General features: G+C 63.3%; 7 protein-coding genes. 1 reads left to right on the forward strand and 6 read right to left on the reverse strand.

What is annotated here, in order from left to right; genetic code table 11:
* Positions 1 to 321: 321 nt before the first annotated feature.
* Complete coding sequence (holA, locus tag EN991_RS15465; protein ID WP_013528740.1) at positions 322 to 1365, forward strand: DNA polymerase III subunit delta; 1044 nt, start codon at positions 322 to 324, stop codon at positions 1363 to 1365.
* A 45-nt stretch (positions 1366 to 1410) separates the two neighbouring features.
* On the opposite strand, the gene EN991_RS15470 is transcribed toward holA, so the two are convergent.
* The 6 genes from EN991_RS15470 to mnmG all read right to left on the reverse strand — a co-directional run.
* The gene (locus tag EN991_RS15470; RefSeq protein WP_127369068.1) at positions 1411 to 2199 is read right to left on the reverse strand and encodes a DUF2182 domain-containing protein; all 789 of its coding nucleotides are present in this window, start codon (positions 2197 to 2199) and stop codon (positions 1411 to 1413) included.
* Between the two features lie 33 nt (positions 2200 to 2232).
* Positions 2233 to 2859, reverse strand: a complete 627-nt coding sequence (locus EN991_RS15475; RefSeq protein ID WP_127369069.1) for a DUF1326 domain-containing protein — start codon at positions 2857 to 2859, stop codon at positions 2233 to 2235.
* Positions 2860 to 3370: 511 nt separating this feature from the next.
* Positions 3371 to 4261, reverse strand: coding sequence for a ParB/RepB/Spo0J family partition protein (locus EN991_RS15480; RefSeq protein WP_013528737.1), 891 nt, complete (start codon positions 4259 to 4261; stop codon positions 3371 to 3373).
* 63 nt (positions 4262 to 4324) lie between these two features.
* Entirely contained in the window at positions 4325 to 5125 is an 801-nt protein-coding gene (locus EN991_RS15485; protein WP_013528736.1) for a ParA family protein, read from the reverse strand.
* A 52-nt stretch (positions 5126 to 5177) separates the two neighbouring features.
* Positions 5178 to 5810 (reverse strand): 16S rRNA (guanine(527)-N(7))-methyltransferase RsmG, encoded by a 633-nt coding sequence (rsmG, locus tag EN991_RS15490; RefSeq protein WP_024504087.1) that lies wholly within the window; start codon positions 5808 to 5810, stop codon positions 5178 to 5180.
* Positions 5807 to 7567 (reverse strand): tRNA uridine-5-carboxymethylaminomethyl(34) synthesis enzyme MnmG (gene mnmG / locus EN991_RS15495; protein ID WP_245460976.1); only part of this gene is annotated, 1761 nt, incomplete at its 5' end. The genes rsmG and mnmG, both read right to left, overlap by 4 nt.

A 7567-nucleotide genomic window follows, 5' to 3' on the forward strand; every position in this document is an offset into this window, starting at 1 on the left:
GATATTTGCATATCTGCGCCGCCAGTGCGAATTTGTCGGGTAGCCTGCGGACGTCGGTCCCGGCCGCGCCGGCCGATCCAGCCTCCCGCACCCAAGATGAAGATATGTCCGCGAAATTTCTTGTCGATGTTGGGCGGTGGCGCGCAATTAGAGAGAAGGTTGGGCGAGGTTTGCCGGCAGATAAGGTGATTGGTCGACGAACTCGCGCCCTTCCTCTCCCCCGTCGATCGGGGGAGAGGTGTCGAGCGAAGCTCGAGGGAGTGGGGGTCGACGGTTCGCCCAAGCTGGATGCCGCCCCCACATCATGCTAACCAGCCCGCCATGGCACAGAAGAAAGCATATGAGGTCGATGGCTGGCTCGCGAAGCCGGACCAGCGGATCTCCATTGTCCTGCTTTACGGCCCCGATCGCGGCCTTGTCTCCGAGCGAGCAAAGGCCTTTGCCGGCAAGACCGGCCTGCCGCTCGACGATCCCTTCTCGGTGGTCAGGCTGGAGGGGTCGGAGGTCGACCGCGACGAGGGCCGGCTGCTCGACGAGGCCCGCACCGTGCCGATGTTTTCCGACCGGCGCCTGCTGTGGGTGCGCAATGCCAGCGGCCAGAAGGCATTGGCCGACGACGTCAAGGCGCTGACGGCCGAACCCGCGCGCGATGCGATCATTCTCATCGAGGCCGGCGACCTCAAGAAGGGTGTCGGCCTGCGCGCCATCGTCGAGGCGGCCGACAATGCCATGGCCCTGCCTTGCTATGCCGATGAAGCCCGCGACATCGACACCGTCATCGACGGCGAACTGGGCAGGGCCGGCATGTCGATGACCATGGAGGCGAGACAGGCGCTGCGCCGCAATCTCGGCGGCGACCGGCTGGCCTCGCGCGGTGAGATCGAGAAGCTTGTGCTCTACGCCCATGGCCAGACCGAGATCGGCCTGGAGGAGGTCAAAGCGATGTCAGGTGATGTCTCCGGCGCGTCTTTCGACGACGCGGTCGACGCGCTTCTCGAAGGCAAGATCGGCGACTTCGACACCGCCTTCACCCGCCATTGCCAGTCCGGCGGCCAGCCTTTCCTGGTGCTGTCCTCGGCAATGCGGCAGTTGCAGCAGATCCAAATCATGCGCGGCCAGATGGAGTCCGGCAACCGCAACGCCGCCTCGGTCGTTGCCGCCGCCCGCCCGCCGGTGTTTTTCTCCAGGCGCAAGCTGGTGGAGAAAGCGCTGGAACGCTGGAGCACCGAAGCGCTCGGCCGCGCACTGACCCGGCTGCAGACGGCGGTGCTGCAGACCAGGCGGCGGCCGGATCTTTCCGTCGCGCTGGCAAGACAGGCGCTGCTTGGCATTGCGGTGGAGAGCAGCAGGTTGGCGCAGCGGTAGGAGAGCGATCCTCCTCTTCTCGGCGCCGAGCGCTGCCTCCATCGGTCAATTCATTGTCATGGCGCCCACCTGCTGGAAGGTTGGCAGCGCCTGTGGAAAGACCAGCACCGCCGCGCCGTAAAGAAGCAGAGCGATACCCGACACCTTTGCGATCCCACCTCCGGACGGGAGGGTCTTTTCCGCAAAGATCAGCAAGGTGACCACGGCCATTGCGGCGACGTTCATGATCCCGAGAGGAAAGAGGGCGAGAAACAAAAGCCAGCAGCAGCCCAGGCAAAAAAGTCCATGCTCCAGGCCCATGCGAACCGCACCCCAATAACCATCGCGCCATGAGGTCAGGATGAAGCCAATCGGCGTGCGGCATTTGGCCAGACACAGATCTTTCAGTAGGGAGAGTTGATAGGCGCCCCCAATCATCAGCAGCGCGCCGCCGATACGCGCGGCCGTCGCAGCGGACAATCCCACATGCCCGGCAAGCATCTCCGCACCCGCCGCACCGGCAAAGGCGATAAAGCCCATCACGCCCCAAACCAGCATATACCCGGCCACGAACACCCAGCTCGAGACAAAGGTCTCGCCCCGGCTCTGTTTGCCGGCCTGGACCTGGTGAAACGTCAGGATCATGGGCGCGGCCGTCGGAAACATCATGGCAATCATCATGATCATCCAGATGGCAAGAAACAGCGGCGCCTTCATACCCATGGTGAGTGCGTACATTTCCATGCGCATGTCCGCGTCCATGGCCATCTGCTGCCAGACAAGCAGGGTCCACGCCGCCGCAGCGATAGCGATCAGCAGCGCGAGAATGATGTATCGCTGCAACGTCGGGGCCATGGACGAGGTCGTTCCGTGCTACGCTGCCAACGGCTACTGCTGCCCAGACCAATTGATCGGGGCGTAATGTCCGTTTCGGCGGGAATTGTCCCAGCTCATGCCATGATCGCTGAATGTACTGCCTTCCGCCCCCATCGCCAGGGCGAGCCAATCGGGATTGACAGGATGGCCGGTGGCCGCCCACATCTGCCCGTCCTCGCGCATTGTCGGCAGCGGCTCGACCGCCATCTGCATGACGCCCACAATCTCCGCCGACCGCTTCTTGCCGTCTATCCGGTAGCTTATCGGCACCTTCTTGGCGCCAAGATTCGTGCCAATCATGGGTGCCAGCACCGCCATAGGGCCGCCCGCAGCGCCGGTGAAGATGGCACCTAGCGCCTCTGTTTGCCTGTCATCGGCCCGTTCGTCGATATAGGCGGCGGCCGTCCAATTGCCGTTTGCCATAGGACCCGGCGTGTGAGCGACCATCGCGACACTGAGCCCATCCAATCGAACGTCGCCGTAGTTGCCCGTATTGATATGAAAGACCAAACCGACGTCGCAAACACCTTTCGTCGGCTTCGATGTCAGCTGCGCGTTGGTGGACAGCAGACAAGGACATACGACATCGCAGCTACAATTTTCGAAGTAACTTCCGGACAATTGCCAACGGACTGCCATTTGCACCTCCCACTTGCGTCAGGCGCGTCGGCATATCGCATTGGCGGGGCGGTGCCATTTCACGACTGTGTAGGAACGGCAAATAGCCCCCGCCTCGACTGACCGGCACGCTAGGGCCCATAATTTAAGCCATATCTAATATAGGTTACGCCGTTGCCTGGCACTGTCAAGCCGCGAGCGGCAGGGCTGGCGGCAGGCGCTGCTTGGGATCGCGGTTGAGAGCGCGAGGCTGGGGAGCGAGCCTGATCTCCCCCTCGAGGGGGAGATGTCGCCGAAGGCGACAGAGGGGGCCGCCGCGCGTGGGGCGCTGACCTCTTCTTCGTTCCCGCAGGGGCCCGGCGCTTGATGTGGGGCGACCCCTCTGGCCTGCCGGCCATTTCCCCTCAAGGAGGGAGATTCGCGGCGTCACCGATTTCGCCAATCACCAGCGCCCCAAAAGGAAAAGGCCGGCCAAACGGCCAGCCCCTTTCCACATGCGCAATCTCCGGTCTCAATATACTTCGCCGGCTAACTAACGCTCCTGCTTCAGCCTTCTGCACAGCTCATCAAGCTGCTCCAGCGACCGGTATGAAACCCGCAAAGTGCCGCCCTTGCCCTTGTGATCCACTGACACAATCATGCCGATCGTATCGGTCAACAGCTTTTCCAGCGCCAGCGTATCGGCGTCCTTTTGCTCCGGACTTGGCGCCGGCTTGGCTTCCTTGGTGCTGCTGGTGCCGGCCGGTATCTGGGCCAGCGCTTCGGCCTGGCGTACCGAAAGGCCCTCTTCGACGATACGCTTGGCAAGGCCGGCCGGATCTTCCGCCGTCACCAGCGTACGGGCATGGCCCGCCGACAGCGCGCCGTCGACCAGCATGTCGCGGATCACGTCCGGCAGCTTCAGGAGCCTGAGCGTGTTGGCGACATGGCTGCGGCTTTTGCCGATCACCTGGCCGAGATCGGCCTGGGTGTAGCCGTGCTCATCGATCAGCTGCTGGTAGCCAAGTGCTTCCTCGACCGCATTGAGGTCGGTGCGCTGGACGTTTTCGATGATCGCCAGCTCGAGCGCGGTGCGGTCGTTGACCTCGCGGATGATGACCGGGATCTCGGAAAGCCCGGCGCGCTGCGCCGCCCGCCAGCGCCGCTCGCCGGCGATGATCTCGTAACGGCCGGCCTGTGCCGGCGAAGGACGCGCCACCACCGGCTGGACGACGCCGTGTTCGCGGATCGACTGGGCAAGGTCGGTCAGCTCGGCGTCGCCGAAATGCCGCCGCGGATTCTTCGGATTGGGGGTCAGGAACTCGATCGGCACCTTGCCGTCGGCGCTCATGCCTGGTTTTTCAGGCGCAGCTGGGCGATCGATCTCGCCGATCAGCGCCGCCAGCCCACGCCCCAGTCTCTTTCTCGAAAGGTCTTCGCTCATCTTTATTCCAGGTTGCAGATCGTTTCGGTATCGAATCGGCTCTTTAAATTGCAGGGAGTCTAATCAAGCGGCGCGTAACTTGCGCTCGCGGCGGATCACTTCCGACGCCAGTTGCAGATAGGCCTGACTGCCCGAGCATTTCAGATCGTAAAGGATCGCCGGCTTGCCGTAGGACGGCGCCTCGGACACCCGCACATTGCGCGGGATGACGGTCTCGTAGACCTTGTCGCCCATATGCGCCCGCACATCCTGCACCACCTGGTTGGCGAGATTGTTGCGGCCGTCATACATGGTCAGCACGATGCCCTGGATGGTGAGATCCGGATTGATCGAGCGGCGCACCTGCTCGACCGTCTCCAGCAACTGGCTGAGACCTTCGAGCGCGAAGAACTCGCATTGCAGCGGCACAAGAACAGAATCGGCCGCAGCCATTGAATTCAAAGTCAAAAGGTTGAGCGAGGGCGGGCAGTCGATCAGCACATAGCCGAAAGGTGCGCCGCGCTCGGTCGCGGCGCGCAGCGCATTACGCAACTTGAGCACCCGGTCGGGCGCGGAGGCGATCTCCATTTCAATGCCGAGCAGGTCGAGCGTCGACGGCACGATCGACAGGCCGGGCACCGCCGTCGGGATGGCCGCGGCCTCCAGCTCCAGCTCGCCGGTCAGCACGTCATAGGAGGACACCGTCCGATCCTTGCGGTCGATGCCGAGACCGGTGCTGGCATTTCCCTGCGGATCGAGATCGACGATCAGCACCTTTTCGCCGATCGCGGCCAGCGCGGTCGCCAGATTGATGGCGGTGGTTGTCTTGCCGACGCCGCCTTTCTGGTTGGCTACGGTGATGATTCGGGGGCCATTCTTCATCATGGGTTTATGCCAGAAATTCATTTTGGGCGCCAAATCGCCTGTCAGTGACGGATCAGACAGGTCGCAGGTTGGACAATTCCAGGATGACGCCGCCAGCGTCGGTCACACTGGGATGTTCTACCAGATCGAAGGACCATCGGTGAACGCTTTCTTGCACTTCGGTGCGGTAATCCCGGCCTTTGTGGAACAGGCCGCGCGCGCCTGAAATCAGCCAGGGCGCCGACAGGTCCAGCAACGTCGAAAGCGGAGCCAGCGCCCGCGCCGTGACGATCTGCGGCGTCGAAACAAGCGCATGACTGTCGTCGATGCGGCGCGCCACCACCCGCGCCGGCAGGCTGAACTGCCCGACGACGGTCTGCAGGAAGGATGCTTTTTTGCGATTGCTTTCAATCAGATCGATGCTGGCGCCGTCGCGCTCGGCCAGCAGGAAAGCCATGACAAGGCCCGGAAATCCGCCGCCCGAGCCGATATCCACCCAGCGTGTGGCGGCAGGCTCTATGCGCGCGAGCTGGGCGCTGTCCAATATATGACGCTGCCAGACGTCGCCCGAGGTCGATTGCGCCACCAGATTGATGCTGCGATTCCACTTCTGGAACATCTGCTCGAACGCCACCAGCCGATCGAATGTTTCACGTGAAACCGGGCCTGCCGTGTCCTGCAGGCTCGCTAGGGTCATAGAACTCACGCAACATCCTTTTGCAGGCGCTGGGCGCTCTCCGCGTGACGGACATGCGCGACAATGATCGCCAGCGCCGCCGGCGTCATGCCTTCCATGCGCTGGGCATCGGCGATGGAGCGCGGCCGCCGCGCCTGCATCTTCTGCTTCAACTCGTTCGACAGACCCGGCACTCCGGCGAAATCGACCGTCTCGGGGATCAGCCGGCTCTCTTCATGCCGGATCTGCGCGACATCCGTCTTCTGGCGATCGAGATAGACCGAATATTTCGCCTCTGTTTCGAGGCGCTCCGCCGTTTTGCCGTCGATTGCCGCGAATCGCGAATCGATACGTCCCAACCGGGCCAAGTCGACGTCGGGATAGGACAGCAATTCATAACCGGACCGGCGCACGCCGTCCCGGTTGATTTCCAGCCCATGACGCGCCGCCTCGTTGGGCGTCATTGTGAGCAACTTCGCCAGCTCCCGAGCCTCATCCAGACTTTGCATGACATCCCCGTAGCGCTGCATCCGCTGCGCCGAGGCGATGCCCAGCCTGGCCGCCAGCGGCGTCAACCGCTCATCGGCATTGTCGGCACGCAACGACAGCCTGAATTCGGCCCGCGAGGTGAACATCCGGTAGGGCTCCGCAATGCCCCGGCTGGTCAAATCATCGACCATGACGCCGATATAGGCCTCGGTGCGGCTGAGCACGATCTGCTCGCTGCCCGCCGCCCGCCGCGCCGCATTGAGGCCGGCAAGCAAGCCTTGCCCGGCCGCTTCTTCATAGCCGGTCGTGCCGTTGATTTGCCCGGCGAGGAACAGGCCACTAACGCGCTTCGTCTCCAGCGTCTGATGCAGTTCGCGCGGATCGACATGATCATATTCAATGGCATAGCCGGGCTGCAGCATGACGGCCCGCTCCAGCCCCGGAATGGTTTTCAAGATGTCGAGCTGCACATCCTCGGGCAGTGAGGTCGAAATGCCATTGGGGTAGACGGTGTCGTCGTCCAGGCCTTCCGGCTCCAGAAAAATCTGGTGCCCGTCCCTGTCCCCGAACTTGACGATCTTGTCCTCGATCGACGGGCAATAGCGCGGCCCAACGCCTTCGATCGATCCGGAATACATGGCCGAGCGACCGAGATTGGCGCGTATCAACTCATGCGTCGCGGTCGTCGTCCGCGTAATGCCGCAATCGATCTGCGGCGTGGTGATACGGTCGGTCATCAGCGAGAACGGCACCGGATCCGCATCCGCCGCCTGGCTTTCCAGCGACGCCCAGTCGATGGTCCGGCCATCGAGCCGCGGCGGCGTCCCGGTCTTCAGCCGTCCAAGCTTGAAGCCGGCGCGGTCCATCGTTGCCGACAGGCCGAGGCTCGCCTGCTCGTTCATGCGGCCGGCGACGATCTTCTTCTCGCCGATATGGATAAGCCCGCGCAGAAAAGTTCCGGTCGTCAGGACGACCGCGCCACAGACCAGGCGCCGGCCGTCGGCTAGGAGAACCGCCGTGATCTGCCCGTCGGCGATCTCGAAGTCCAGAACCTCGCCTTCGACCACGTCGAGATCGTTCTGCTGCCGAATCGCTTCCTGCATGGCAAGGCGATAGAGCTTTCTGTCGGCCTGCGTACGCGGGCCGCGCACCGCAGGGCCTTTGCGGCGGTTGAGCAGGCGGAACTGTATGCCGGCCGCATCCGCCACGCGGCCCATGAGGCCGTCCATGGCATCGATCTCGCGCACCAGGTGGCCCTTGCCGAGCCCGCCGATCGCCGGGTTGCACGACATCACGCC

This window comes from Mesorhizobium sp. M7A.F.Ca.US.005.03.2.1 (assembly GCF_003997795.1).
In the GTDB taxonomy this organism is placed as follows: domain Bacteria; phylum Pseudomonadota; class Alphaproteobacteria; order Rhizobiales; family Rhizobiaceae; genus Mesorhizobium; species Mesorhizobium ciceri.

Coding starts and splice junctions, on each gene's coding strand:
- holA (WP_013528740.1), top strand. CDS start 322: ATGGCACAGAAGAAAGCATATGAGGTCGATGGCTGGCTCGCGAAGCCG.
- EN991_RS15470 (WP_127369068.1), bottom strand. CDS start 2,199: ATGGCCCCGACGTTGCAGCGATACATCATTCTCGCGCTGCTGATCGCT.
- EN991_RS15475 (WP_127369069.1), bottom strand. CDS start 2,859: ATGGCAGTCCGTTGGCAATTGTCCGGAAGTTACTTCGAAAATTGTAGC.
- EN991_RS15480 (WP_013528737.1), bottom strand. CDS start 4,261: ATGAGCGAAGACCTTTCGAGAAAGAGACTGGGGCGTGGGCTGGCGGCG.
- EN991_RS15485 (WP_013528736.1), bottom strand. CDS start 5,125: ATGATGAAGAATGGCCCCCGAATCATCACCGTAGCCAACCAGAAAGGC.